This window comes from Variovorax sp. Root434 (genome assembly GCF_001426595.1).
Lineage (GTDB): Bacteria > Pseudomonadota > Gammaproteobacteria > Burkholderiales > Burkholderiaceae_C > Variovorax.
In genome coordinates this window covers 466,765-491,127 of the sequence record NZ_LMEK01000025.1, presented here as the reverse complement: position 1 = coordinate 491,127, position 24,363 = coordinate 466,765, and the positions used below count along the sequence as shown (strand labels likewise).

The window sequence follows — 24,363 nt, the reverse complement described above, 5'->3', positions numbered from 1 at the left end:
AGCCATGGCCGACAGCATCCCCGCACCCTTCGACGTCAAGCTCATGAACATCGTCGCGAACATTGCCTTCGCGATGGTGGCGCTCATGCTGCTGGCGGCGGGCGCGTGGTGGGTGCTTCGGCAGCCGTTCTTCCCGCTCGCCGGGATCAAGGTGGACGGCGAGGTCACGCACAACAACGCGGTCACGCTGCGCGCCAACGTGGCACCGCAGCTGTCGGGCAACTTCTTCACCATCGACCTGGCGCGCGCGCGCTCCGCCTTCGAGTCCGTGCCGTGGGTGCGCAGTGCGGTGGTGCGGCGCGAGTTTCCGAACAAGCTGCGTGTGACGCTGACCGAGCAGGTGCCGGTGGCCACCTGGGGCGACGAGGCGGGCTCGAAGCTGATCAACGGTTTCGGCGACGTGTTCGAGGCCAACGTGGCCGAGGTCGACGACAACCTGCCGCGCCTCGATGGCCCGATCGAACAGGCGGGCCAGGTGCTGGGCATGTACCGCGTGCTGCAGCCGCAGTTCCAGCCCTACGACCTGGCCGTCGACGAGCTCACGCTGTCGAGCCGGGGCAGCTGGAAGGTGGTGCTCGACAGCGGTGCCGAGATTGAGCTTGGCCGCGGCCAGAGCGAGGAGGTGACGGCCCGCCTGCAGCGGTTCCTGAAGACCGTGACCCAGGTCGCGGGCCAGTACCGCCGCACGATGGCCGACGTCGAAGGCGCCGATCTGCGCCACAACGACGCGTATGCACTGAGGCTGCGCGGCGTCACCACGGTCTCGCCCGAGGCCCCAAGAAAAATCAAGTAGCGAATACCGAGAAATCGAGGACATATCAATGCCCAAAGAATACAAAGACCTGGTCGTAGGACTCGACATCGGCACCGCCAAGGTGATGGTGGTGGTGGCCGAGGTGCTGCCCGGTGGCGAGCTCAAGCTGGCCGGCCTCGGCATTGCGCCGAGCAATGGGCTCAAGCGCGGCGTGGTGGTGAACATCGACGCCACCGTGCAGAGCATCCAGCAGGCGTTGAAAGAGGCCGAGCTGATGGCCGACTGCAAGATCAGCCGCGTCTACACCGGCATCACCGGCAGCCACATCCGCGGCATCAACTCCAGCGGCATGGTGGCGGTGAAGGACAAGGAAGTGACGCCCGCCGACGTGGCCCGCGTGGTGGAGACGGCGCGCGCCATCAACATCTCGAGCGACCAGCGCCTGCTGCTGGTGGAGCCGCAGGAATTCGTGATCGACGGCCAGGACGTGAAGGAGCCGATCGGCATGAGCGGCATGCGGCTCGAAGCCAAGGTGCACATCGTGACCGGCGCGCAGAGCGCGGCCGAGAACATCATCAAGTGCGTGCGCCGCTGCGGCCTCGAGGTCGACCAGCTGATGCTGAACCCGCTGGCCTCGAGCCAGGCGGTGCTGACGGAAGATGAACGCGAACTGGGCGTGGTGCTGGTGGACATCGGCGCGGGCACGACCGACGTGGCGATCTTCACCAACGGCGCGATCCGCCACACGGCCGTGATCCCGATCGCGGGCGACCTCATCACGAGCGACATCGCGATGGCGCTGCGCACGCCGACGAAGGACGCGGAAGACATCAAGGTCGAGAACGGCTATGCCAAGCAATTGCTGGCCGACCCCGATACGCAGGTCGAAGTGCCGGGCCTGGGCGATCGCGGCCCGCGCATGCTGAGCAAGCAGGCGCTGGCCGGTGTGATCGAGCCGCGCATCGAAGAGATCTTCTCGCTCGTGCAGCAGGTGGTGCGCGAGTCGGGCTACGAGGAAGTGCTGTCGTCGGGCGTGGTGCTCACGGGTGGCAGCGCGGTGATGCCGGGCATGGTCGAGCTTGGGGAAGACATCTTCCTGAAGCCCGTGCGGCGCGGCATTCCGAAGTATTCGAGCGCGTTGTCCGACATGGTCGCGCAGCCTCGTGCAGCGACAGTCATGGGTCTTCTCGAAGAGGCTCGCTTCGCGCGCATGCGCGGCTTCAAGGTCGCGCAGAAGAATGGGTCGGTAAAGACCGCGTTCGGGCGCTTCAAGGACTTCATCGTGGGGAACTTCTGACCATGATCCATTCCCCACTCTGGCTCGCGCGTGGCAGCCCTCCATTGCATTTCAACGAGCGATGGCGGCGCACAGGTCCACCATCGTGACGGTCTCATCGTTGATCCCGTCACGGCACAAGAAAAATTCATAGATACACAACGGCAACTGCAAGATTCAAGGAGTTAAAAAATGACCATCGAAATGATCGAAGTCGAAGAGTTCAACCAGGGCACGCAGATCAAGGTGATCGGTGTCGGCGGTGGCGGCGGCAACGCGGTCGCCCACATGATGGAACGCGGCGTGCAGGGCGTTCAGTTCGTCTGCGCGAACACCGATGCGCAGGCACTGCAGCGCAGCAACGCGCACAAGATCATCCAGCTGGGCACCAGCGGCCTGGGCGCCGGCAGCAAGCCCGACAAGGGCCGTGAAGCGGCCGAGCTCGCGGTGGACGACATCCGCACCGCCATCGACGGCGCGCACATGCTGTTCATCACGGCCGGCATGGGCGGCGGCACCGGCACCGGCGCCGCTCCCGTGATCGCGCGCGTCGCGAAGGAAATGGGCATCCTCACCGTGGGTGTGGTGACCAAGCCCTTCGACTGGGAAGGCGGCCGCCGCATGACCAACGCCGACGCCGGTCTGGCCGAACTCGAAGCCAACGTCGACTCGCTGATCGTGGTGCTCAACGAGAAGCTGCTCGACGTGCTGGGCGAGGACATCACCCAGGACGAAGCCTTCGCGCACGCCAACGACGTGCTGAAGAACGCCGTGGGCGGCATCTCGGAAATCATCAACGAGTACGGCGGCGTGAACGTCGACTTCGAAGACGTGCGCACCGTGATGGGCGAACCCGGCAAGGCCATGATGGGCACCGCTGCCGCCGCTGGCCCGGACCGCGCGCGCATCGCCGCCGAACAGGCCGTGGCCTGCCCGCTGCTCGAAGGCATCGACCTCTCGGGCGCCAAGGGCGTGCTGGTGCTGGTGACGGCATCGAAGGGTTCGCTGAAGCTGAACGAGTCGAAGCTCGCGATGAACACGATCCGCGCCTACGCTTCGCCGGACGCGCACGTGATCTACGGCGCCGCCTACGACGACAGCCTCGGCGACGAGATGCGCGTGACCGTGGTGGCCACCGGCCTCTCGCGTGCCGACGCCCGCCGCCAGGCACCGACGCTCGAAGTGATCCGCACCGGTACCGACAACATCCCGTTCACCGTGCCGACGCTCGGTGGCATGGGTCACGCCGGTGGCAGCGGCAGCCAGCCCAACTACGACGGCATGGCCGTTCCCAGCGTGTGGCGCACCAACCGCACGATGGCCGCCGCCAAGGTGGACGCGCTGTCTTCGGGCGGCATGGACGACTTCGAGATCCCGGCCTTCCTGCGCCGCCAAGCCGACTGAAATCGGCTCGCCCCCAGGCTGCGCGCACTTCGTGTCGCTTCGCCTTCCCCCTACCGGGGGCAACACCTGAGGCCCGGCAAAGCCGGTTCCTCGGTGTTTCGCGAATCGACTGACCGGACGCAGAGGGCACGAAGGTTCGCAAGGGGCGCAGGGGGGACCTGAAAGGGACTTCCCCTGACCCTAGGCGCTGCGTTCACTTCGTGCCCCTTGCGTCCATCGTCGGGGCTTTAATGGATAGGACCCATGTCTATCGGTGCCATAGCGAAGGGCATAGGAGCCCACGCCCGGCGCGCGCCTAAAATCCCCGGCGTGCTGCAACAACGAACCCTCAAGTCGATCAGCCGCGCCGTGGGCGTGGGGCTTCACAGCGGCCAACGCGTGGAGCTGACCCTGCGTCCGGCCCCGGCCGACACGGGCATCGTGTTCCGCCGCGTCGACCTGCCGGAGCCGGTCGAGATCCGCATGACCGCCGAGTCGGTCACCGACACGCGCCTTGCGTCCACGGTCTCCACCGGCGGCGCGAAGGTGCAGACCGTCGAGCACATCATGTCCGCCTGTGCGGGCTTGGGCATCGACAACCTCTATATCGACATCACGGCCGACGAAGTGCCGATCCTCGACGGGTCGGCCTCATCCTTCGTGTTTCTGCTGCAAAGCGCGGGCATCGCGCTGCAGAAGGCGCCGCGCCGCTTCATCCGCGTGACCCGCAAGGTCGAGGTGCGCGAGGGCGAAGGCGCCAACGAGAAATGGGCGAGCCTGGAGCCGTACCACGGCTACAAGCTGAGCTTCGAGATCGACTTCGACCATCGCGTCGTCAACTCCACCGGCCAGCGCGTGGAGTTCGACCTGGGCACCGATTCATACAGCCGCGACATCGCGCGTGCGCGCACCTTCGGCTTCACCAAGGAGGTCGAGTACATGCGCAGCAAGGGCCTCGCGCTCGGCGGCGGGCTCGACAACGCCATCGTGATGGACGACACCAAGGTGCTCAATGTCGGCGGCCTGCGCTATGACGACGAGTTCGTGAAGCACAAGATCCTCGACGCGATGGGCGACCTGTACATCATCGGCAAGCCGCTGCTGGCGGCCTACACCGCGTTCCGCTCGGGCCATGCGCTCAACAACAAGCTGCTGCGCGAACTGCTCTCGCACAGCGATGCCTACGAAGTCGTGACCTTCGACGACGAGAAGCGCGCGCCACGCGGTTTCGGCGAAGTCGCCCGCGCCTGGTAGGCGTCGCCCCGACGATGCTTCTTTTCCGCTGGGCCGTCCTGCTGCTTCTGCTTGTGGCCGGCGTGTGCTTCGCGTTCTATGCGGGCACGGGCCAGACGAGGTACCGGCGCATCGGATGGATCGTGTTGAAGTGGACGCTGCTCGCGGCGTTCGGTTTCTTCGCGGTGCTGATCGCCGAGCGCGTGGCGTAGTTGGGCTCGCCCCCAGGCTTCGCGCACTTCGTGTCGCTTCTCCTTCCCCCTGCCGGGGGCAACACCAGTGGCCCGGCAAAGCCGGTTCCACGGTGTTCCGCGCATTAACCCGTCAGGCGGCCAGTGCCTGCAACGCTTGCACCTGCTGCGCGAGCAGCGGTCCCTTGCGATGGGCCGGCACCAGCAGGACGACCGTGTCTCCGACCGCCTTCGGCCGTCCCCAGGGTGCATGCAGCTTGCCTTGCGCAAGCATCGGCGCAACCAGTCGCTCGCGGCCCATCAGCACGCCCTCGCCATCGAGCGCGGCTTGCAGGGCGAGGCTGTAGAGCGAGAAGTCGGGCCCGGCCGCGAGCGCGTCGGCTTCGATCGCCGTGATGCCGGGCCGCACGGCTTGCAGCCAGCGCGGCCAGTCGTCGCGCCAGACGGTGTCGTGCAGGCCGCCGCAGCGCGCCAGCAGTTCCGTCAGGTCATCGAGGGAGCGCAGCCTGCCGCTGGGCGATGGCTGCTGCAGGCGCGGGCTGCACACCGGCAGCAGCCGGTCGCGCACCAGCGGGATCGCCTGCGCGCCGACGGCCGTTTCGATGTGCTCGCCGGCCCGCGCATAGAACAGTCCGAGATCGAAGGGCTCGCGGCGGAAATTCGGCGGCTGCTCCAACGCCGTGACCGACACCTGCACGCCAGGCAGCGCGGCCTTCAGCCGGGAGAGCCGCGGCGACAGCCAAAGCTGCGCCACGGCCGGCAGCGCAGCCACCTGCAGCGTGCTGCGGCGCGCGGCGATCTGGGTCTCGTGGCGCAGTGCCTGCACCGCAAGGCCGAGTTGATCGACGGCCGCGCTGAGGGCAGGCAAGGCGCGCCGCCCGTGCGCGCTGAGGCGAATGCCCTGGCTGTGGCGCTCGAACAGTGCGCCGCCGGCCCAGGTTTCCAGCGCCTTGATCTGCTGCGCGACGGCGGCCGGCGTGACGAACAGTTCTTCGGCCGCGCGCGCGAAGCTGCCGTGGCGCGCGGCCGCTTCGAAAGCGCGCACGGCCGTGTGCGGCGGCAGGCGAGGGCGGGGCGGTGCGAGCGGCATGCGAGGATCTTCCAGGCCAAGTTTTTCCAGGGCTCAGGCCCAGATTATCCGGTTTGCCGGGCCACGCACTGCAGGCGACGATGCGCCCATCCATCACTTCCAGCGAGATCCGCCGCATGCCCGCCGCCCTGCAACGCCGCCCCTGGGTTCCCGCCGCCAGCGAAGACCACGTGCTTTCCATTGCCGCTGATGCCGCCGCGCGCGATGCGGCGGGCATCGCCGCCGAGATCGAGCGGCTGGTGTCCGAGAACCACCGCATCCACGACATCGACGGGCTGAACCTCAACCCCGCCACCAACGTGATGAACCCTGCCGCCGAGGCGCTGCTGTCGCGCGGGCTCGGCTCGCGCCCCTCGCTCGGCTATCCGGGCGACAAGTACGAGATGGGGCTCGAAGCCATCGAGCGGATCGAGGTCGTCGCCGCCGAACTCGCGGCCGAGGTGTTCGGCGCGAAGTTCGCCGAAGTGCGCGTGAGTTCCGGCGCGCTGTCGAATCTCTACGTGTTCATGGCGACCTGCCAGCCCGGCGACACGATCATCGTGCCGCCGCCCAGCATCGGCGGTCATGTAACGCACCATGCGGCGGGCGCGGCCGGGCTCTATGGCCTGAAGCCGGTTTCCGCGCCGGTCGATGCCGATGGCTACACGGTCGATACCGTCGCGCTGGCCAGGCTGGCGCGCGAAGTGAAGCCGAAGCTCATCACCATCGGCGGCAGCCTGAACCTGTTTCCGCATCCGGTGCCCGAGATCCGCGAGATCGCCGATGGCGTGGGCGCGAAGCTGCTGTTCGACGCGGCGCACCTCTCGGGCATGGTGGCCGGCAAGGCATGGCCGCAGCCGCTCGAACAGGGCGCGCATGCGATCACCATGAGCACCTACAAGAGCCTGGGCGGCCCGGCGGGTGGCCTGATCGTGTCGAACGACGCGGCGCTGATGGAGCGCATCGACGCCATCGCATACCCCGGCCTCACGGCCAATTCGGATGCGGGCCGCACGGCCGCGCTGGCCCGCGGGCTGCTCGACTGGAAGGTGCACGGCGTGGCCTATGCAGCCGCCATGCGCGAGACCACGCAGGCGCTGGCGCGCGCACTCGATGCGCAAGGCCTGCCCGTGTTCGCGAAGGCGCGCGGCTTCACGCAGTCGCACCAGCTCGCGGTCGAAGCGGCGCGCTGGGGCGGCGGGCAGCATGCGGCGAAGAAGCTCGCGCAAGGCGGCCTGCTGGCCTGCGGCATCGGCCTGCCGATCGCACCCGTGGAGGGCGACATCAATGGCCTGCGGCTCGGCGTGCCCGAGATCGTGCGGCTGGGCTTCACGCCCGACGACATGCCGCAGCTCGCCGACTGGATCGCGCGTGCGCTCGAAGGCGACGCGGCGTCCGTGGCCGCCGAAGTGCGCGAGCGCCGCACGCGGCTCGGCGAGCTGCGCTATATCGTGCGCTGACTCAGCGCGAACGCCCTTGCCGGTAGGTGCCGGCATGGGTCTTCGACAGCTGGGCCGCTTCCGCGAGCCGCGCCATCGAGCGTCCCACCTGCGCATGCGTGATGGCGATGCCCAGCGCGTCCGCCGCATCGGCGCCCGGCAGGCCCGGCAGGTCGAGCAGCCGCCGCACCATCTCCTGCACCTGCGCCTTGGCGGCCTGGCCGTGGCCCGCCACGGCCTTCTTCATCTGCAGCGCGGTGTACTCGGCCACCGAGAGGTTGTTGCTGACCAGCGCGGTCACGCAGGCGCCGCGCGCCTGCCCCAGCAGCAGCGTCGACTGCGGGTTGACGTTGACGAAGATGATCTCGACCGCCGACGCATCAGGCTGGTAGCGCGACGTGATCTCCGCGATGCCGTCGAACAGCACCTTCAGGCGCGCCGGCAGGTTGCCGGTGCCCAGGTGCCGGGTGCTGATGGTGCCGCTGGCCACGTAGCGCAGCGCATGGCCGTCCGCGTCGACCACGCCGAAACCGGTGGTCTGCAAGCCGGGGTCGATGCCAAGAATGCGCATGAGAGAAACGAAAGGCCTACGCCCGAGCAAAGAGGAGAGAGAAGGACCGAGCCAGCGCGGGAAAGCCGCGCGATCGCGGGCAGAATCCGTGCCGATTCGTACAGTCTGCCCCGCTTCCCGCAGGGCGCGCCACACAAGGAAGCGAATGTGAATGTAGTCGAGTCCTCCGCGCAGCGGCAACTGGACGAGGCGCAAGCCTTGCTCGAACGCCTGCAGCACCCCGCTGAACGCGCAGCCGCGAGCTTCCGGCGCGTCGAACTGCTCAACGACCTGGGCCGCCGCAACGAGGCGCTGGCCGGCTGCACCCGGCTGCTCGACGAATTCGCGGCCATGCCCGAGGCCGGTGTGGTCGTGCCCTGCTGCCAGGCGCTGCGCCTGCTGGCGCACATGCTGCGCCAGATGCACCGCCCCGCCGATGCGCTTGCCACCCTCGACCGCCTGATCGCCGCGCACGGCCAGCGCGCCGAGCCCGGGATCCGCGAGCACATCGCCCATGCGCTGTACCAGCGCACCTGGTGGATCGACGAGCCCGCGGCGCGCTGCGAGGCCTGCGACGCCATGAGCGAGCTGCTCGACAGCCAGCCCGATGCCGCGCTCGACGCCTGGCGCGTGGAGGCCCGGCTGCTCAAGGCCGAGATCGAACATCACCGCGGCCTGCCGCAGGACGCACTGGCCACGCTCGATGCGGCCATCGAGCGCTTCGACGGCAGCACCGACCCGGGCGTGGTGCTGCGCGTGGCGCGCGCGCGCCTGGCCTCGGTGCTGAACCTGCGCGAGCTGGCGCAGCATGCGCAGGCCCAGGTGATGTGCCTGGCAGTGGCCGACCAGATCGAGGCCGGCCTTGCGGACGCGGCGCCCGAGTTGCGCATCGAGGGCGTGCGGGCGCTGACGCTGTTCTTCGACGGGTTTGGCATCGACGAGCATGCGAACCGCGCCGAGCTGGTCGGCTGGCTGCTCGAGCGCTACGGCCGCGATGCCTCGGCGCAGGTACGCCGCATGGCCGTGCGCCGTGCCTACGATTGGTCGGTGGGCCTGCGCGAGCAGGATGACGGGGAGGCCGCGCTGGCGGCCTGCGAGCGGCTGCTCGCCACCTTCGGCGCGGACACCGACGCCGGGGTGCAGCGCACCGTGGCGGGCGCGCTGCTCAACAAGGGCTTCGTGCTGCTCGAACGGCTCGGCCGGGCCGAAGAGGCGCTCGCCGTGTACGAGCAGCTCGCAAAGCAACTGCGGGGCGCGCTCACGCCCGAGTTGCAGGACACCCTGGCCAAGGCCACCGCCGGCCGCCAGGCCTGCCTGAAGCGGCTGCGCAAGGCCGATGCCGCCGGCAACCTGCCGGAACTGCCGTCCGAGCTGCGCGACGAAGTGCGCGACAAGGTCAGGCAGGGCCGCAAGCATGGCGATGCCGGCGAATCGAACGAGGCCATCGCGCTGTTCGACGAGGTGCTGGCCGCGCATGCCGCGTCGCCGCACCCTGAGCTGCGCAGGCAGTGCGCGCGGGCGCTGGTCCACAAGGCCTTTTGCCTGGTCGCGCTGGAGCGCTTCGCCGAAGTGGTCGTTGCTGCCGACGCGATGGACGCGCGCTACGGCGCCGATCCGTCCACGGAGATGCAGGAGACCGTCGCGCTGTGCCTGCAGTACAAGAGCACCGCGCTCGACCGCCTCGGCCTGCACGACGACGGGATGCGGGTGCACGACCAGATCGTCGCGCGCTGGGGCAACTCCGAGCTGCCGGACCTGCGCGGGCGCGTGGTCGGTGCGCTGTTCCGCAAGGGTGCCACGCTGCGCCAGACCGGCCAGCTCAAGGCGGCCGTGGACTGCTACGACGAGGCCATCGCTCGCACCACCGGTGCGAGGGAAGGCTCTCTGCAGCTGTGGGCCGCCAAGTCGATGATCAACAAGGCCAAGGCGCTCGACAAGCTTGGCGACCCCGTGGGGCAGGCCAAGGCCTACCGCGCGCTGATTGCGCGCTTCGGCGATTCGGGCGATGCCGCGCTGCGCGAGCGCGTCGCCAATGCCTGCGAATGGCTGGCCGAGGCCGAGGGCCGGCAGGGGCGCGTCGAGGCGCAGCGAGCGGCGCTCGAAGCCGCGCTGGGGCGCTTCGGCACGGCGTTGTCGGCCGAGCAGCGCGCGCGCCTCATGCGCGAGCTGCAGGCGCTGAAGGCCAGGGCGTTCGGCCGAAAGGCCAAGGAGGCCTTCGACCGCGTGGTGCGGCGCAAGGCCTGACGAAGCCGCCGCCGGGCTTCAGGCGTTGAAGTACCAGCGGATGGAATGAAAGAAGATCGGGGCGGCGAAGCACAGCGCGTCGACCCGGTCGAGAAGGCCGTTGGCTCCCGTCACGCCCACGCCCTTCTGGCCCCAGTTCGGAATGCCCCGGTCGCGCTTGAGCGCTTTCATCACCAGGTGCCCCATCGATCCCGCGATGCAGGCAATGACCGATACCGCCAGCGCTTGCCCGAACCTGAACGGCGTGATGAACGAGAACAGCGCGCCCACCAGGCTGGCCACGGCGATGCCGATGCCCCAGCTGGTCCAGTTGAAGCTGCGGCTCACGTTGGGCGCGAAGGGCGTGCGCTGCATGCGGCGCGAGATCAGGTGCTGCACCAGCACCGAGGTCTGCACCACGAACACCAGGAAGAACACGAGGAACGCGCTCTTGCCTTCGTAGCCCGGAAAGCTCAGCAGCAGCAGCGCAGGCACGTGGCTCATGCCGTAGACGCAGACCATGATGCCCCATTGCAGCTTGGCGTTGCGCTCGAGGAACTGGCTCGGGTCGTCGGCCAGCGCGCTCGCCACCGGGATCGCGAGGAACACGTAGACCGGGATGAACACGGTGAACAGGTCGAAGCGCGCGGTGGCCACCAGCCAGAACTGGATCGGCAGCACCACGAAGAAGGCCAGGATCAGGCTGCGGTGGTCGCCGCGTCGCGTGGGCGAGAGCGTGATGAACTCGCGCAGCGCGAAGAAGGAGATCAGCGCGAACAGCACGGTGGCCACGGTTTCGCCCAGCGCCCAGCCGATCCAGAAGATGATCACCATGAACCAGGTGGTGCCCAGCAGTGCGCGGAAGTGCGCCAGCTCGGCCTGCCAGGCAGCGTCGTGCACGGGGTTGCGCTTTTCCCTGAAGCTCAGGAAGAAGGCCACGGTGCTCACGATCACGAGAACGCCGAAGACGATGAGGAAGAGTGCAGCGACCTGCTGGGTCGGGGTGAGGCTGCGCAGGAACTGGTTCATCTGTCAGTTTTCCGTTGCGCTTTGTGTTGTGGATTTTTCAGGGCGAGTGCGAAGGCCACCGGGTGCTCCCCTCCGCGAATGTCCCCCGCCTTCGGCTCCTCCTTTATTTCGCTGCGGGGAGCACCCGGCACCCTTCGCACATGGACGCTGCCGTAGTGTCGGCTGCACAAGCGCTGCGTCCATCGATCACGCCGATGGGGTGCCTTGCGCAGCGAAATAAAGGAGGAGGCCGAAGGCCGGGGGACATTCGCGGAGCAAGGTACCCCGTCGGCGTGATCACACCCCGAACTGCATTGAATCGAAAAGCAAGCCTTCATTTTTCAGACGTCACGCAATGCGATCACCGCAGCTCGTGCGCGATCAAGGAAGGGCCGGCGCTCTTCGCCTTCTTCCACACGAAGAGGCGCGCCGAAAGTGACCGAGCAGAGGATGGGCACCGGCACGATCTCTCCTTTAGGCATCACGCGCTGCACGTTGTCGATCCAGGCGGGCACCAGCACCACCTCGGGGAACATCGTGGCTAGCGTATAGAGGCCCGACTTGAACTTCTGCGGCTCGCCCGTGTAGCCGCGCGTGCCCTCGGGAAAGATGATGATCGAGTCGCCGCTGCGCAGGGCTTCGACGAGGGGCGCGATCGGATCGGGGGCAGGAGCTGCCGCGACGGGCGGGGCTTCGGGTTCTGCCGATGGAGGCGGCGGGGCAGGGGGCTCCGGCAGGTCGAGCCGGCCTTGCGCTTCGGGCACCGTCTCGGCGGGCGGTTCCGGTGCCGTCAATGGCAGCAGGGGCTCCATCGACGGCTCGATGCGCTCGGCCGGTGAAGGAACGACAGTTCGCGCAGTGGTCGCTGGCGGCGGGGCCTCGACCGCCACCGGCGCAGGGGATGCCGTCGCAGCAGGCGCCGCCTGGCGCTCCACGTACACCGCGTTGAACACCTCCGTCGTGATCCAGCGCTTGACCGGCGTGTTGGCCCAGTAGTCGCGCGCCGCAATGGGCCGCGTGATGCTGCGCAGCTCTTCGGGCAGCGCCGCCCAGATCATCACGAGGTCGGCATGGCTCTGGTGGTTGGCGAAGTAGATGCGCTGCTCGGCCTTCGGCGGACAGCCATACCAGCGCGCCTGGGCGCCTGTGAGCAACCGGACGATTCCCAACAACAACCAACCCGTGAGCTTTGCCAGCATATGGGCGCGATGATACGGGCCATGCGATGGCGTTTCGATCCTCTTTCACTCGTGTGGGCGGTGGCCCTGTTCTTCGTTCTCGTGCTGCTGGCCACCGTCGGCGCGCGCTGGGGCTGGTTGCGCAGCTTCTTCGGCGACGTGCTGGCCGTGGTGTGGGTGTACTTCGTCTTCAGGACCGCGATCGCCGCGCGCGTATGGCTGCTGGCATTGGCCGCGCTGGGCGTGGGGCTCGCGGTCGAGCTCGGGCAGTACCTCGCGGCGGCGTGGCACCTGCACATCCCGAACCGCGCCTTGCGCATCGTGCTCGGCAGCACGGCCGACTGGTGGGACGTGCTGGCCTATGCGATCGGCTTCGGTGCGGTGCTGGCCATCGAAGGCCTGCGCGGCACGCTCAGGGCAGTTCGGCCGCAGGCATCCGCGCCATGACCGTCGACGCCCGCCCGCTCAGGTAGGGCGAGCCGAGCCGGCGCTCGAAGAACCTGGGGCTCGGCAGCATCACCGCGAGGCGCGCGGCCTCGCTGGTGCTCAGGCGCGACGCCGGCTTGCGGAAGTAGTACTGCGACGCTGCCTCGGCGCCGAACACGCCTTCGCCCCACTCGACATTGTTGAGATAGATCTCGAGGATGCGCCGCTTGTCCAGCAGCACTTCGAGCAGCGTGGCGAGCACCAGCTCCTGGCCCTTGCGCAGCAAGGTGCGTTCGCTGGACAGCAGCAGGTTCTTCGCGAGCTGCTGCGTGATGGTCGATCCGCCGCGCAGCTGCACGGGCCGCACCGGCTTGCCGCGTGCCAAGGCGCGCGCCGCGCGTTTGGCGGCCAGCTCCTCGGCCTTGGCGTTGCGCTGGCGCGCGCGCTCGATGGCTTCCCACTCCACCCCGTTGTGGTCGACGAAGCCGGCGTCCTCGCTCGCGATGACGGCGCGCTTGAGCGTGTCGTTGATCTGCGAGTAAGGCACCCACTGCTGCCGCCAGCCGCCGCTGCTGCCCTGGTGAATGGCGATCTGGAAGGCTTCGGAGCGCTGGAACGCGGTGCTCTGCGGATCGACCACCGCCATTGCCGCGATGCGCGCCACGAAGAACAGCTCGAGTGCCACGCCCGCCACCACGAGGCAGGCGATCAGGCGCAGCACGGCTTTCATTTTTTCGCAGCGGCGAGCGATGCGCGCACTTCGGCCAGCACCTGTGCGGAAGGCGGGCGCACGCCGCGCCAGATCTCGAACGACTCGGCCGCCTGCTCGACCAGCATGCCCAGCCCGTCGCGCGCCACCGCGCCATGCGCCTCGGCCCAGGCCATGAAGCCCGCGGCCGCGGGGCCATACATCATGTCGACCGCGAGTCCGCCGGCGCGCAGCACGCTGGCCTTCACCGGCACCGCGTCGCCCGCGAGGCTGGAGGCGGTGGCGTTGACCACCACGTCGAAGGCGCCCGGCACTTCGTCGAGCGCCCAGGCCTCGAGCGAGGCGCCATGGCGCAGCGCGAGGGCCGCATGGCGGCGCACCAGCTCGACGGCCTTGCCGACGGTGCGGTTCGCGACCACGACGCGCGAGACACCCGCGTCGAGCAGCGGGCCGAGCACGCCGGCTGCCGCACCGCCCGCGCCGATCAGCAGCAGCGCCTTGCCTTCCAGTGGCACGCCCGCGTTGTGCACGATGTCGTTGACCAGGCCGATGCCATCGGTGTTGTCCGCATGGATGCTGCCGTCGGCGTCGAAGCGCAGCGTGTTGGCCGCCTGCGCGAGCAGGGCGCGTTCGCTGGTGTGCTGCGCCAGCGCAGCGGCTTCGAACTTGAAGGGCACGGTGATGTTGCAGCCGCGCGCGGTGTCGCCGCGTTCGGCGGCTTCGCTGCGAAAGGCCGCGATGCCTTCGGCGAAGGCGCCGAGCGGAATCAGCCGCCGGCCATAGTCCAGCTGCTGGCCGCAGAGTTCGGCAAAACGCGCGTGGATATGGGGCGAGCGGCTGTGCTCGACCGGGTTGCCCATGACGCAGTACAGGTCCATGGCGTCTGCCTCCTTGGGGTTTTCTTGTCGGCTACTGCGAGGAGAGTTCGACCGACCCGTCGTGTGCGAACCGGAAGTGGGGCCGGATCACGATCTGGTCCGCGTGCTCCTTGCGCATCGCATCGGTGAACTTGCCGAAGTTGCCGACGCTGGCAACGATGGCCTGGGCGCGCCGGTCCAGCACGGGAGTGCCCGAGCTTTCATCGACCACCGTCGAGAGCAGTCTGCCGTCGAAGTTGACCGTGATGGTCATCGTGAGCTCGCCATAGAGCTTCTTGCCGGCGAGCGTCGGGAAGTTGGCTGTGCCCTGGGCTTCCACACGGCGGCGCAGCGAATCCACGTAGCTCGCGAAGGCCGCTTCCCGCGTGAAGGGGCTCAGGAAGCGCTTCTTCGGGCGTGCGTTTTCCTCGTTCACGCGGCGCTCGATCTCGGCCAGCAGGTTGATCATCTGCCGGCGCTTTTCTTCCTGCGCCGTGGCCTCGGTCGGGTCGCCGGGGTTGCGCGGGTCGGGCGCAGGCATTGCGGCGAGCTCGCGCTTGAGCTGGGTGAGCATCTGCAACTGCTCGGTCTGCATCGCATCGACTTTGCGCTGCGCGTCCTCGAACGAATCGCCGACGGTGGTGAAGCTCGACGGCGGCAGCGGGCTGGTCGCGCGGCCCTTGTCGAGGTCGCCGCCGCCCGCAAGCGAGGTCTGCGCTCGCAGCCGGGCGCTGGGGTCGGGCTTTTCGTTGGTCTTTGTGTTGACCAGGATCACTTCGAGCGGCGTGTCGCTGAAGACCTTGTTGAACGATTCGGGATCGACGAAGCGCACCGCGAGCAGCACGGCATGCGCAATGACCGACACGCCCAGTGCAATCTGCAGCGTGCTGAGGTCCTTGAAGTTCATTCTCGAAATTCCTCCAGGGGGCGCATTTCTCCGGACGATCTGCCGAAGTTCATGCTGGCGTGTTTTCGGGTGCGGCTTCGCTGTCGCTCAGGTCGACGGCAATGGCGATCGGGCCTGCGACCACCTCTTCTTCCTCGCCGCTCTCTTCGTCGACGGCCGCATCGGCCTTCGGCGCGTCGAGGCGCTCGAGCACGGTGCCGGTCACGTCGAGCGCGATCTCGTCGATCTCGCCGAGCTTCACGCGCAGCCGTGCGCCGCGTTCCTGCTGGCCGGCCACCGGGAACACCAGCGGCAGCGTGTCGGCACGCACCAGCGCGCCGTTCGGCAGGTCCTTGATGACGGTGGCTTCGAGTTCGGTGATGCCCTGCTGCTGCAGGTACTTCAGCGTCCAGAAGCGTTCCATGCCGCCCTGGTAGGCGTTGTACGTGGCATAGGCCGCGTCGAAGCCGGAGAGGATCGAGAACAGGTCGGCGTCCTTCGGCTTGAAGGGCGCGGCCAGTGCAGCGGTCTTGCCGTGGCGCGCCGCCGCGATGATCTGCCACTGGTTCACGAGGTCGGTATAGCGGCGCAGCGGCGAGGTGCTCCACGCGTAGCTCTTCACGCCCAGGCCCGCATGCGGCAGCGCGCGCGTGCCCATGCGCACCTTGATGCCGGGCGCGAGGCTCGCCTGGCTGCGGTAGAGGCCGGGCACGCCGAGTTCGCCGAGCCAGCCGCCCCAGCTGCTGTTGGCCAGGATCATGGCCTCGGACACGATCAGGTCGAGCGGTGCGCCGCGCTGGCGCGTGCTGATCTGCACCTGTTCGCTGCCGGTGGGTTCGCCGTCGTTGCCGACGAGGCGGAAGTTGTAGTCGGGCCGGTTGAAGTTCTCGGGCTTGCCGCGCACCACTTCGCGCTGTGCCTTCAACTGCTTGGCGAGGCGGAACAGGAAGGAGAGCGGGGCGCGCAGGTTCGCGGCGGCTTCGGGCGTGTTGTCGCTCTGGAACGCGGCGTCCTCGAGCCAGGGCTGCGTGACGACGCTGTCGAGCTGGTCGTGGCGCAGGTTGGCCACGATCGGCACGCGCTCCAGTTTCGTTTCGGTGGCTTGCAGTTCCAGCGTGGCTTCGTCGAAGCGCGCATAGAGCGACACGGCAGGCCGGTCGCCGCCTTCGAGCAGGGTGTAGGTGTTGACCACGTCGTCGGGCAGCATCGTGATCTTGTAGCCCGGCATGTAGACCGTCGACATGCGCGCACGCGCCACGTTGTCGATAGCGCTGCCCGGCGTCAGCGCCAGGGCCGGCGCCGCGATGTGGATGCCGACCGTGACGGTGCCCGTGCCCAGGCCCTGCACCGAGAGTGCGTCGTCGATCTCGGTGGTCTGCGAATCGTCGATCGAGAAGGCTTGCAAGCCGGACGCCACCGGCAGGTCGTCCACGATGGCCGGTGCCGCGAGCGCGGGAAACCCGGTGCCCTTGGGGAAGTTCTCGAACAGGAAACGGCGCCAGTGGAACTGGTAGGGCGAGTCGATGGCGCCGGCGCGCTCCAGCAGATCGAGCGGCGGGCGCTGCGTGGCGCGCGAGGCGTCGACCACGGCCTTGTATTCGGGGGCGTTCTTGTCGGGGCGGAACAGGATCTTGTAGAGCTGCTCGCGCACCGGTGCGGGGCACACGCCTTCGGCCAGCTGCGCGGCCCATTCGGCGATCTGCGCCTGGACGGCTTTTTTCTTCTCGATGGCGGCCAGCGCCTGCTGCACGATCTCGGCCGGCGCCTTCTTGAAGCGCCCCTTGCCCGCGCGGCGGAAATAGTGCGGCGCCTCGAACAGCGCGAACAGGGCGGCGGCCTGCTGCGCCAGCGAGGGCTTGTCGCTGAAATAATCGGCTGCGAGATCGGCAAAGCCGAATTCCCCCTCGGCCGCGAATTCCCAGGCGAGGTCGAGGTCCATGGCGGCGGCGAGCGTGCGCGCCTCGGCAATCAGATCGGCGGGCGACGGTTTCTCGAAACGCAGCACGATGTTGGCGCCCTTGACTTTGACGCGCTTGCCCGTGTCGAGCTCGACCTGTGCCGACGCTTCGGCCTCCGACAGCACGCGGCCGCCGAGGTACTTGCCGGCTTCTTCAAACAATACAAACATCCCTCGATTGTCCCACGCTGAAACCGGCCCGGCTCCCACTCGAGGGATGCCGTGGAACCGGCTTCGCCGGGCCGCAGGCATCGTTCCCTGCAAGGGGGGTGGCGCAGCGACACGAAGTGCGCGAAGCCTGGGGGTGTACCTAGATCGGGTTGATGAACGCCATGACGTCGTCGAGATGCGCTTTCTCGAAATCGGAGAGGGCGTGGTCGCTGCCTTCGAGCAGCTTGATGTTGCTGTCGGGGTAGCGCGCGGACATCTCGTGCCAGTCGAGCGCTTCGTCGCCCTTGGCGATGATGGCGAAGACGCGCTCGGGCCGCGTGAGCGGCCCGACTTCCATCGCACGCAGTTCGTGGATGTATTCGGGGCGGAAGTAAAAATGCTCGGCCGGGTCGTGCCAGAGGGTCTGGTCGCCGATGTAGCGCGTGAGGTCGCGTGCGGGATGCACGGCCGGATTGAGCAGCACCGCGCGGCAGCGCGTCATGCCGGCCACGTAGGTCGCGTAGTACCCGCCGAGCGACGAGCCCACCACCGCCATCGACTTGCGCGGCCAATGCGCGATGCCCTTCATCACCATGTCGATGGCATCGTGCGGCGAAGGCGGCAATTGCGGGCACCACCACTGCAGGTTCGGGTGGCGCTGCGCCACGCGTTCCGCAACGATCCGGGCCTTGGCCGAACGAGGCGAAGAACGGAAGCCGTGCAGATAGAGCAGATGAGTGGTGTGCGCATCCATGCGAGGAAAGGACGGGAGGTGCGGCTGTTGCACCTCGCTTGGCGGGACCGGGTAATTCTGCATGAGGTCTGTTCTCGCAAGGCCGCTTCCAACATACGAAAAGCCCGCTGTGCGGGAGTTCTTCGGGAACGCTATAGCTTACTGAGGCCTGGGACGCGTGGGCACCCTGTGTACGCGGAATCCAAAAGTACTCATGTGATGGCCGACGGGTGCAGATGGCCTGCGTTCGGGCTACGTCGTATGCGAGAGGCGCGCCTTGGAAAAGCGCGGTTTCGTGGAGCCTTGCCATGTGCATCCCATGAACCGGGGAGGCGCGTACGGATTCGATGGGGGCGCCGAGGCTTATGCTCTGCCCATGAACACTGAGGCTCAGGAGGACGCGACGCTGCACCGCTGGGGTGTGCTCGTTGTCGAAGACGACAGCCGCGCGCGTGCCTTTTTCGAGGCCAGCGTGCAGCGCAGCCCACGCCTTTTCTGGCTCGGCAGCGCCGGAACGGTGCAGGAAGCGCTGGGCTGGCTGGCCCGCACCGCCACCATTCCCGACGTGCTGCTGGTCGACCTCGGCATGCCCGACGGCACGGGCCTCGACGTGATCCGGGACGCGGTCGCTCGCTTTCCTGGCTGCGAGCCGCTGGTGGTGTCGGTCTTCGGCGACGAGGAGAACGTGCTCGCCAGCATCGAAGCAGGGGCCGTGGGCTACATCCACAAGGACGCCGCACCGGAGGACATCGCGCAGACCATCGTGGAGATGAAGGCTGGCGCCTCCCCGATCTCGCCCATGATCGCGCGGCGCGTGCTCGCGAAGTACCGCAGCCTGCAATCGGCAGCCCCTTCCGGCGCGGCGCCGGGGTCAGCGCCCGAAGCAGCCGCGGAAGAGTCCGACCGCGGCCTGCTGTCTGCGCGCGAGCACGAGGTGCTGACGCTCATCGCTCGCGGCTTCTCGTACGCGGAAATCGCGCGGCTCAAGGGCCTGAGCGTGCACACGGTGCAGACCCACATCAAGAATCTCTACGGAAAGCTGGCCGTGCATTCCAAGAGCGAGGCGGTTTTCGAAGCGACGCGTCTCGGCCTGTTGTCTCATCCGGGCTGAACGCAGATGCGACCAAGTCGGGTGCTGCTGCTGGTGCTTTGGCTGGCGATGCTCTTCGCGGGTATCCCCAGCGTCTGCGGCGCGGCCGCGTCCGGGGCACCGATCGAACTGCGCCAGGGCACCGTGACGACCTCTGTCGACGGCATCACGCGCACGGGGCCTGTCGAGCTGCCCTACCACTGGGACCGCCGGCACCAGGGGCGTCCCGGCCTGGCGAGCTTCGATCTGCCGTTCAGGCTCGAGGCCGTGCCCGAGACGCCGTGGGGCATCTTCATCCCGCGCGTCGGCAACGTCTTCGAGGTGCAGCTCAACGACGCGCTGCTGCAGGTCTACGGCGACCTGGGCCGCGGCAATGATGCCGACTACGCCAAGGCGCCCATCTACGTGCCGGTGCCCGGGCGCCTGCTGCGAACGGGCGACAACCTCCTGCAGATCCGCCTGCGCGCCGACACCGCGCGGCGCGCGGGGCTTTCGCGGGTGGTCGTCGGGCCGGCTGCGCCGGTGCGCAACGAACTCTTCGAGAGTGCCTACGCATGGCGCTTCACCGGCTCGGTGCTGCTGATGGCCTTCAGCCTGATCGTGGGCGGCATCGCGCTGGCGCTGTGGCTGACGCAGGTCGACGCCGATGCCAGGGGCGCGCAGCGGCGCGACGGCATCTACTTCTGGGCCGCGCTGGCCGAGTTCTGCTGGGCGCTGCGGGTGGCCGACGGCGTGATCGCGGAGCCGCCGCTGTCCTGGGGGCCATGGGGCGTGCTGATGGCCGCCTGCTATGCGGGCTGGGCAGCCTCTTCCATGATGTTCGTCTATCACCTCGCGGGATGGGCGCGCGAGCGCCGCGGCCGGTGGGTGCGCTGGCCGATCGCGGGCGTCGTGGCCGGGACGGTGCTGTTCAGTGCGCTGTCGCTGCGGCGCGACGAGCCGATGTGGCTCACCGGCTGGCTCGCCGTCGAGATCGTTTTCGTCCTGGCCTTCGCCGGCGCCTTCGCGGTCGCCACCCTGCGCAAGCCGAACGCCGAGAAGCTGCTGGTGGCCGGCGCTGCCCTGGTGACGGTGGCCTTCGGCACGCGCGACTGGCTGGTGATCCGCCTCGGCGAGGCCTATGGCGAGACCACCTGGGTGCGCTATTCGTCGGTGTTCTTCGGCGTGGCGCTGCTGCTGATCGTGCTGCGGCGCTTTCGCGCGGCGAGCTTGCAGGCGCGCGGCTCGGTCGCGGCGCTCGCCGAGCGGGTGGCCCAGCGCGAGCGCGAACTCGCGGCCACCTACGCAGAGCTCGAAGCCGCGGCGCGCGACCAGGCGCGCACCCACGAGCGCGAACGCATCCTGCGCGAGATGCACGACGGCGTGGGCTCGCACATCAGCTCGGCAATCCGGCAGCTGCAATCGGGCCAGAGCAGCTCGGGCGACCTGCTGCGCACGCTGCGCGATTCGCTGGACCAGCTGAAACTGTCGATCGATTCGATCCACCTGCCGCCGGGCGACGTGGGCGCGCTGATGGCGGCGGCGCGCTACCGGCTGGAACCCCGGCTGGCGGCGGCGGGCATCGAGTTCGAATGGGCGGTGGACGAGGTGGAGCCGGTGGAGGGACTCGACGCGCTGGGCATGCGGCAGTTGCAGTTCCTGCTGTTCGAGGCGATCTCCAACGTGCTGCAGCATGCGCAGGCCACCGTGCTGCGATTCGAAGCCGGCATGCAGGGCAAGACGGTGCAACTGCGGGTGATCGACAACGGCAAGGGCTTCGACGCGGTGAAGCACCTGCCGCGGTCGCTGGTGGAGCGCTCGGGGGCCATCGGAGCCCGGCTGGCGGTGGAAAGCCGACCCGGGCGCACGGTCGTTCAGCTCGAATTCGATTGAGGGGGCTGGCGGGGCAGGGATAATCCGCCCCCATGTCTGCCGTGTTCAACCAGCCCTCCCTGGCGCGTCGTATCGCGCCCATCTTCCAGGGCTTCGACGGCTTTCTGGCCTTCGCCGTGCTGCTGCTCGCGTTCGCCGGGCTGCTGACCATGTATTCCTCCGGCTACGACCACGGTTCGCGCTTCGTCGACCATGGCCGCAACATGCTGCTGGCCGGCTTCATCATGTTCGTGGTGGCGCAGGTGCCGCCGCAGCGGCTGATGCTGGCGGCCGTGCCGCTCTACGCGATGGGCGTGGCCCTGCTGGTGGCGGTGGCGCTGTTCGGCATCACCAAGAAGGGCGCCACGCGCTGGATCAACGTGGGCGTCGTGATCCAGCCCAGCGAAATCCTGAAGATCGCGATGCCGCTGATGCTGGCCTGGTGGTTCCAGCGGCGCGAGGGTCAGCTGCGGCCGCTCGATTTCGTGGTGGCGACGGTGCTGCTGGCGGTGCCGGTCGGCCTCATCATGAAGCAGCCCGACCTCGGTACCTCGCTGCTGGTGCTGGCGGCCGGGCTGGCGGTGATCTTCTTTGCCGGGCTGCCATGGAAGCTGATCGTGCCGCCGGTGCTGATCGGCGCGATAGCCGTCACGCTGATCGTGGGTTTCGAGTCGAGGCTGTGCGCCGACGGGGTCGACTGGCGCGTGCTGCACGACTACCAGAAGCAGCGCGTGTGCACGCTGCTCGACCCCAGCAAGGACCCGCTGGGCAAGGGCTTCCACATCATCCAGGGGATGATCGCCATCGGTTCGGGCGGGGTGGGCGGCAAGGGCTTCATGCAAGGCACCCAGACGCACCTCGAGTTCATTCCCGAGCGCACCACCGACTTCATCTTTGCCGCGTATTCCGAGGAGTTCGGGCTGATGGGCAACCTGGCGCTGATCTCGGCCTTCATCCTGCTGGTCTTCCGCGGGCTGGTCATCGCGACCAACGCGGCCACCTTGTTCTCGCGCCTGCTGGGGGGAGCGGTGACGATGATTTTCTTCACCTATGCCTTCGTGAACATGGGCATGGTGAGCGGCATTTTGCCGGTGGTGGGGGTGCCGCTGCCGTTCATCAGCTACGGCGGCACCGCCATGGTGACGCTTGGGCTGGGGCTGGGCATCCTGATGTCCATCGCCCGGGCCCGAAAACTGGCTCAAAGCTAGCGCGCCCCAGGCCAGGAACACCGGGGAACCGGCCTCGCCGGGCCTCTGGTGTCCCCGGCAGAGGGAAGGCGAAGCGACACGAAGTGCGCGCAGCCTGGGGGCGAGCCATAGAATCCTGAAATGATCTCTCGCGAACCCACCATCGAGCGCCTCGCCACGGCGCAACAGCTCCTGCTCACGCCGTTCGGACTCGACGAATCGCACCTGAGCAAGGCCTTGGCCGAGATCACCGCGCACCGGGTGGACGACGCCGACCTGTACTTCCAGTACACCCGCAGCGAAGGCTGGAGCCTCGAAGAGGGCATCGTCAAGACCGGCAGCTTCAGCATCGACCAGGGCGTCGGCGTGCGGGCGGTCAGTGGCGAGAAAACCGCCTTCGCTTACTCGGACGATATTTCCGAAGCCTCGCTGCTCGACGCGGCGCGCACGGTCCGCTCCATTTCCTCCGCCGGCCGCAACGGCCGCGTGAAGACGGCAACCCGCAAGATCGCCTCCAGCCGCTCGCTCTACGACGGCATCGACCCCATCGCCACGCTCGACAGCACCGCCAAGGTGAAGCTGCTCGAAAAGGTCGAAAAACTGGCCCGCTCGCGCGATCCGCGCGTCGCGCAGGTCATGGCTGGCCTCGCAAGCGAATACGACGTGGTGCTCGTGGCGCGCGCGGACGGCACGCTGGCCGCCGACGTGCGCCCGCTGGTGCGCCTGTCGGTCACCGTGATCGCCGAGCAGAACGGCCGCCGCGAAATCGGCTCCGGCGGCGGCGGCGGGCGTTTCGGCCTGGCCTATTTCACCGACGAGCAGATCGCCGAGTACGTCGACCATGCCGTGAAGGCCGCGCTGACCAACCTCGACGCGCGGCCGGCCCCGGCCGGCGAAATGACCGTGGTGCTCGGCTCGGGCTGGCCCGGCATCCTGTTGCACGAGGCCATCGGCCACGGGCTCGAGGGCGACTTCAACCGCAAGGGCTCCAGCGCGTTCTCGGGCCGCATCGGCCAGCGCGTGGCGGCCAAGGGCGTCACCGTGCTCGACGACGGCACCATTGCCGATCGCCGCGGTTCGCTCAACGTCGACGACGAGGGCAACGCCAGCCAGCGCAACGTGCTGATCGAGGACGGCATTCTCAAGGGCTACATCCAGGATGCGCTCAACGCGCGTCTCATGAAGGTCAAGCCCACCGGCAACGGCCGCCGCGAAAGCTACGCCCACGTGCCGATGCCGCGCATGACCAACACTTACATGCTCGGCGGCGACAAGGACCCGAAGGAAATCGTCGCCAGCATCAAGAAGGGCCTGTACGCCACCAACTTCGGCGGCGGGCAGGTCGACATCACGAGCGGCAAGTTCGTGTTCTCGGCCAGCGAGGCTTACTGGGTCGAGAACGGCAAGATCCAGTACCCGGTGAAGGGCGCGACCATCGTGGGCAACGGCCCCGACGCGCTCACCCGCGTGACCATGATCGGCAACGACATGGCGCTCGACTCGGGCGTCGGCACCTGCGGCAAGGAAGGCCAGAGCGTGCCCGTGGGCGTCGGCCAGCCGACCCTGCGCATCGATGGTTTGACCGTAGGCGGAACGGCCTGAGAGCTTGCTAAGCTGCGCTCCTTCACAAACTAGGAAGGAGCTTTCGATGATGAGGATCAGGATCAATTCGTCCGCGACCCTGTGGGCCGTGACTGCAGCGGTGGCGCTGGCAGGCGCAGGCTGCGCGTCGCGCGGCGGCAGCCAGGGCGCGGCTGCGCCGGCACCCGCGGCCGCTCCTGCCGCACCGGCCCGAGGCGGCGCGAAGACCGGCATGGATGCCCAGGGCAACGTGGTCGATTCCTCCAAGGTCGAGGCTGGCAGCGGCCGCACCGTCAAGGGCCTGAACGGCTACGAAGGCGAGATCACCGGCAACCCGGCGCGCAACAGCAAGTTCGCGCGCCTGCAGATCGGCATGAGCGCCAGACAGGTCACCGACCTCGCGGGCCAGCCGACCGACCAGGGCGCCTACGTCACCGGCAAGGCCTTCATTCCGTTCTATTTTGGCAGCGACCGCCACCGCTACGAAATGACCTACAAGGGGCAGGGGCGGCTGGTCTTCGCGGGTGGTGGCATGGGCGACTACTCCAGCGGCAACCTGATCTGGATCATCCACAACCCGAACGAATCGGGCTACCGATAAACAACGCACGTCCCGGCCGCTTGACCGGGAT

At 68.2% G+C, this 24,363-nt stretch carries 22 protein-coding genes; 13 read left to right on the top strand and 9 right to left on the bottom strand.

Annotated features, from left to right (window positions below; translation table 11 throughout):
• The first annotated feature begins 4 nt into the window (after positions 1 to 4).
• The 5 genes from ASD05_RS23035 (at position 5) to ASD05_RS30535 (ending at position 4,858) form a co-directional block, all read left to right on the top strand.
• Positions 5 to 793: a cell division protein FtsQ/DivIB gene (locus ASD05_RS23035; RefSeq protein WP_056597462.1), complete on the top strand. Its 789-nt coding sequence runs from the start codon at positions 5 to 7 to the stop codon at positions 791 to 793.
• 28 nt (positions 794 to 821) lie between these two features.
• Complete coding sequence (ftsA, locus tag ASD05_RS23030) at positions 822 to 2,051, top strand: cell division protein FtsA (RefSeq protein WP_007832444.1); 1,230 nt, start codon at positions 822 to 824, stop codon at positions 2,049 to 2,051.
• Positions 2,052 to 2,222: 171 nt separating this feature from the next.
• The gene (gene ftsZ, locus ASD05_RS23025; protein WP_056597461.1) at positions 2,223 to 3,434 is read left to right on the top strand and encodes a cell division protein FtsZ; all 1,212 of its coding nucleotides are present in this window, start codon (positions 2,223 to 2,225) and stop codon (positions 3,432 to 3,434) included.
• 309 nt (positions 3,435 to 3,743) lie between these two features.
• The gene (gene lpxC / locus ASD05_RS23020) at positions 3,744 to 4,667 is read left to right on the top strand and encodes a UDP-3-O-acyl-N-acetylglucosamine deacetylase (protein WP_056597459.1); all 924 of its coding nucleotides are present in this window, start codon (positions 3,744 to 3,746) and stop codon (positions 4,665 to 4,667) included.
• Positions 4,668 to 4,681: 14 nt separating this feature from the next.
• Entirely contained in the window at positions 4,682 to 4,858 is a 177-nt protein-coding gene (locus ASD05_RS30535; RefSeq protein ID WP_200955473.1) for a hypothetical protein, read from the top strand.
• Between the two features lie 112 nt (positions 4,859 to 4,970).
• Here the strand turns inward: ASD05_RS30535 and ASD05_RS23015 are convergent, their stop codons facing one another.
• Entirely contained in the window at positions 4,971 to 5,927 is a 957-nt protein-coding gene (locus ASD05_RS23015) for a LysR family transcriptional regulator (RefSeq protein ID WP_056597457.1), read from the bottom strand.
• Between the two features lie 116 nt (positions 5,928 to 6,043).
• Here ASD05_RS23015 and glyA point away from each other — a divergent pair, with 116 nt between their 5' ends.
• Positions 6,044 to 7,366 (top strand): serine hydroxymethyltransferase, encoded by a 1,323-nt coding sequence (gene glyA, locus ASD05_RS23010; protein ID WP_056597951.1) that lies wholly within the window; start codon positions 6,044 to 6,046, stop codon positions 7,364 to 7,366.
• Position 7,367: 1 nt separating this feature from the next.
• Here the strand turns inward: glyA and ruvC are convergent, their stop codons facing one another.
• A complete protein-coding gene (gene ruvC / locus ASD05_RS23005; RefSeq protein WP_007832433.1) occupies positions 7,368 to 7,916 on the bottom strand; it encodes a crossover junction endodeoxyribonuclease RuvC in 549 nt (182 codons plus the stop codon).
• 147 nt (positions 7,917 to 8,063) lie between these two features.
• Between ruvC and ASD05_RS23000 the strand changes: the two genes are divergently transcribed.
• Positions 8,064 to 10,139: a hypothetical protein gene (locus ASD05_RS23000; RefSeq protein ID WP_056597454.1), complete on the top strand. Its 2,076-nt coding sequence runs from the start codon at positions 8,064 to 8,066 to the stop codon at positions 10,137 to 10,139.
• A gap of 18 nt (positions 10,140 to 10,157) precedes the next feature.
• Here the strand turns inward: ASD05_RS23000 and ASD05_RS22995 are convergent, their stop codons facing one another.
• Together ASD05_RS22995 and ASD05_RS22990 are read right to left on the bottom strand one after the other, a co-directional pair.
• Positions 10,158 to 11,147, bottom strand: coding sequence for a phosphatidate cytidylyltransferase (locus tag ASD05_RS22995; protein WP_056597452.1), 990 nt, complete (start codon positions 11,145 to 11,147; stop codon positions 10,158 to 10,160).
• Positions 11,148 to 11,467: 320 nt separating this feature from the next.
• The gene (locus tag ASD05_RS22990) at positions 11,468 to 12,325 is read right to left on the bottom strand and encodes a lysophospholipid acyltransferase family protein (protein WP_056597450.1); all 858 of its coding nucleotides are present in this window, start codon (positions 12,323 to 12,325) and stop codon (positions 11,468 to 11,470) included.
• Positions 12,326 to 12,334: 9 nt separating this feature from the next.
• Here ASD05_RS22990 and ASD05_RS22985 point away from each other — a divergent pair, with 9 nt between their 5' ends.
• Complete coding sequence (locus ASD05_RS22985; protein ID WP_056597949.1) at positions 12,335 to 12,751, top strand: DUF2809 domain-containing protein; 417 nt, start codon at positions 12,335 to 12,337, stop codon at positions 12,749 to 12,751.
• Here ASD05_RS22985 and ASD05_RS22980 read toward each other — a convergent pair.
• From ASD05_RS22980 to ASD05_RS22960, 5 genes are all read right to left on the bottom strand, one after another.
• The gene (locus tag ASD05_RS22980) at positions 12,717 to 13,460 is read right to left on the bottom strand and encodes a transglycosylase domain-containing protein (protein ID WP_056597448.1); all 744 of its coding nucleotides are present in this window, start codon (positions 13,458 to 13,460) and stop codon (positions 12,717 to 12,719) included. The genes ASD05_RS22985 and ASD05_RS22980 overlap by 35 nt on opposite strands.
• A complete protein-coding gene (gene aroE / locus ASD05_RS22975; RefSeq protein ID WP_056597445.1) occupies positions 13,457 to 14,317 on the bottom strand; it encodes a shikimate dehydrogenase in 861 nt (286 codons plus the stop codon). Before aroE ends, ASD05_RS22980 begins: the two co-directional genes overlap by 4 nt.
• A gap of 31 nt (positions 14,318 to 14,348) precedes the next feature.
• Positions 14,349 to 15,203 carry a hypothetical protein gene (locus ASD05_RS22970; RefSeq protein ID WP_056597443.1) on the bottom strand — a complete coding sequence of 285 codons (855 nt, stop codon included), beginning with the start codon at positions 15,201 to 15,203 and terminating at the stop codon, positions 14,349 to 14,351.
• A 49-nt stretch (positions 15,204 to 15,252) separates the two neighbouring features.
• Positions 15,253 to 17,310 carry a ribonuclease catalytic domain-containing protein gene (locus ASD05_RS22965; RefSeq protein ID WP_056597441.1) on the bottom strand — a complete coding sequence of 686 codons (2,058 nt, stop codon included), beginning with the start codon at positions 17,308 to 17,310 and terminating at the stop codon, positions 15,253 to 15,255.
• Positions 17,311 to 17,449: 139 nt separating this feature from the next.
• Positions 17,450 to 18,043 carry a YqiA/YcfP family alpha/beta fold hydrolase gene (locus ASD05_RS22960; RefSeq protein ID WP_056597439.1) on the bottom strand — a complete coding sequence of 198 codons (594 nt, stop codon included), beginning with the start codon at positions 18,041 to 18,043 and terminating at the stop codon, positions 17,450 to 17,452.
• Positions 18,044 to 18,398: 355 nt separating this feature from the next.
• Here ASD05_RS22960 and ASD05_RS22955 point away from each other — a divergent pair, with 355 nt between their 5' ends.
• The 5 genes from ASD05_RS22955 to ASD05_RS22935 all read left to right on the top strand — a co-directional run bounded on the left by ASD05_RS22955 (position 18,399) and on the right by ASD05_RS22935 (position 24,332).
• Positions 18,399 to 19,133, top strand: coding sequence for a response regulator transcription factor (locus ASD05_RS22955; RefSeq protein WP_056597437.1), 735 nt, complete (start codon positions 18,399 to 18,401; stop codon positions 19,131 to 19,133).
• A 6-nt stretch (positions 19,134 to 19,139) separates the two neighbouring features.
• Positions 19,140 to 20,984, top strand: a complete 1,845-nt coding sequence (locus ASD05_RS22950; protein ID WP_056597434.1) for a histidine kinase — start codon at positions 19,140 to 19,142, stop codon at positions 20,982 to 20,984.
• Positions 20,985 to 21,016: 32 nt separating this feature from the next.
• Positions 21,017 to 22,171: a rod shape-determining protein RodA gene (gene rodA / locus ASD05_RS22945; protein ID WP_056597432.1), complete on the top strand. Its 1,155-nt coding sequence runs from the start codon at positions 21,017 to 21,019 to the stop codon at positions 22,169 to 22,171.
• A 120-nt stretch (positions 22,172 to 22,291) separates the two neighbouring features.
• Complete coding sequence (gene tldD / locus ASD05_RS22940) at positions 22,292 to 23,752, top strand: metalloprotease TldD (RefSeq protein ID WP_056597430.1); 1,461 nt, start codon at positions 22,292 to 22,294, stop codon at positions 23,750 to 23,752.
• Positions 23,753 to 23,798: 46 nt separating this feature from the next.
• Positions 23,799 to 24,332 carry a hypothetical protein gene (locus ASD05_RS22935; RefSeq protein WP_056597429.1) on the top strand — a complete coding sequence of 178 codons (534 nt, stop codon included), beginning with the start codon at positions 23,799 to 23,801 and terminating at the stop codon, positions 24,330 to 24,332.
• Positions 24,333 to 24,363 lie beyond the last annotated feature (31 nt).

Bases quoted from the DNA above. Each gene is read 5' to 3' on its own strand.
- ASD05_RS23035 (WP_056597462.1), top strand. From the start codon at position 5: ATGGCCGACAGCATCCCCGCACCCTTCGACGTCAAGCTCATGAACATC.
- ftsA (WP_007832444.1), top strand. From the start codon at position 822: ATGCCCAAAGAATACAAAGACCTGGTCGTAGGACTCGACATCGGCACC.
- ftsZ (WP_056597461.1), top strand. From the start codon at position 2,223: ATGACCATCGAAATGATCGAAGTCGAAGAGTTCAACCAGGGCACGCAG.
- ASD05_RS30535 (WP_200955473.1), top strand. From the start codon at position 4,682: ATGCTTCTTTTCCGCTGGGCCGTCCTGCTGCTTCTGCTTGTGGCCGGC.
- ASD05_RS23015 (WP_056597457.1), bottom strand. From the start codon at position 5,927: ATGCCGCTCGCACCGCCCCGCCCTCGCCTGCCGCCGCACACGGCCGTG.
- glyA (WP_056597951.1), top strand. From the start codon at position 6,044: ATGCCCGCCGCCCTGCAACGCCGCCCCTGGGTTCCCGCCGCCAGCGAA.
- ruvC (WP_007832433.1), bottom strand. From the start codon at position 7,916: ATGCGCATTCTTGGCATCGACCCCGGCTTGCAGACCACCGGTTTCGGC.
- ASD05_RS22995 (WP_056597452.1), bottom strand. From the start codon at position 11,147: ATGAACCAGTTCCTGCGCAGCCTCACCCCGACCCAGCAGGTCGCTGCA.
- ASD05_RS22990 (WP_056597450.1), bottom strand. From the start codon at position 12,325: ATGCTGGCAAAGCTCACGGGTTGGTTGTTGTTGGGAATCGTCCGGTTG.
- ASD05_RS22985 (WP_056597949.1), top strand. From the start codon at position 12,335: ATGATACGGGCCATGCGATGGCGTTTCGATCCTCTTTCACTCGTGTGG.
- ASD05_RS22980 (WP_056597448.1), bottom strand. From the start codon at position 13,460: ATGAAAGCCGTGCTGCGCCTGATCGCCTGCCTCGTGGTGGCGGGCGTG.
- aroE (WP_056597445.1), bottom strand. From the start codon at position 14,317: ATGGACCTGTACTGCGTCATGGGCAACCCGGTCGAGCACAGCCGCTCG.
- ASD05_RS22970 (WP_056597443.1), bottom strand. From the start codon at position 15,203: ATGAACTTCAAGGACCTCAGCACGCTGCAGATTGCACTGGGCGTGTCG.
- ASD05_RS22965 (WP_056597441.1), bottom strand. From the start codon at position 17,310: ATGTTTGTATTGTTTGAAGAAGCCGGCAAGTACCTCGGCGGCCGCGTG.
- ASD05_RS22960 (WP_056597439.1), bottom strand. From the start codon at position 18,043: ATGGATGCGCACACCACTCATCTGCTCTATCTGCACGGCTTCCGTTCT.
- ASD05_RS22955 (WP_056597437.1), top strand. From the start codon at position 18,399: ATGAACACTGAGGCTCAGGAGGACGCGACGCTGCACCGCTGGGGTGTG.
- ASD05_RS22950 (WP_056597434.1), top strand. From the start codon at position 19,140: ATGCGACCAAGTCGGGTGCTGCTGCTGGTGCTTTGGCTGGCGATGCTC.
- rodA (WP_056597432.1), top strand. From the start codon at position 21,017: ATGTCTGCCGTGTTCAACCAGCCCTCCCTGGCGCGTCGTATCGCGCCC.
- tldD (WP_056597430.1), top strand. From the start codon at position 22,292: ATGATCTCTCGCGAACCCACCATCGAGCGCCTCGCCACGGCGCAACAG.
- ASD05_RS22935 (WP_056597429.1), top strand. From the start codon at position 23,799: ATGATGAGGATCAGGATCAATTCGTCCGCGACCCTGTGGGCCGTGACT.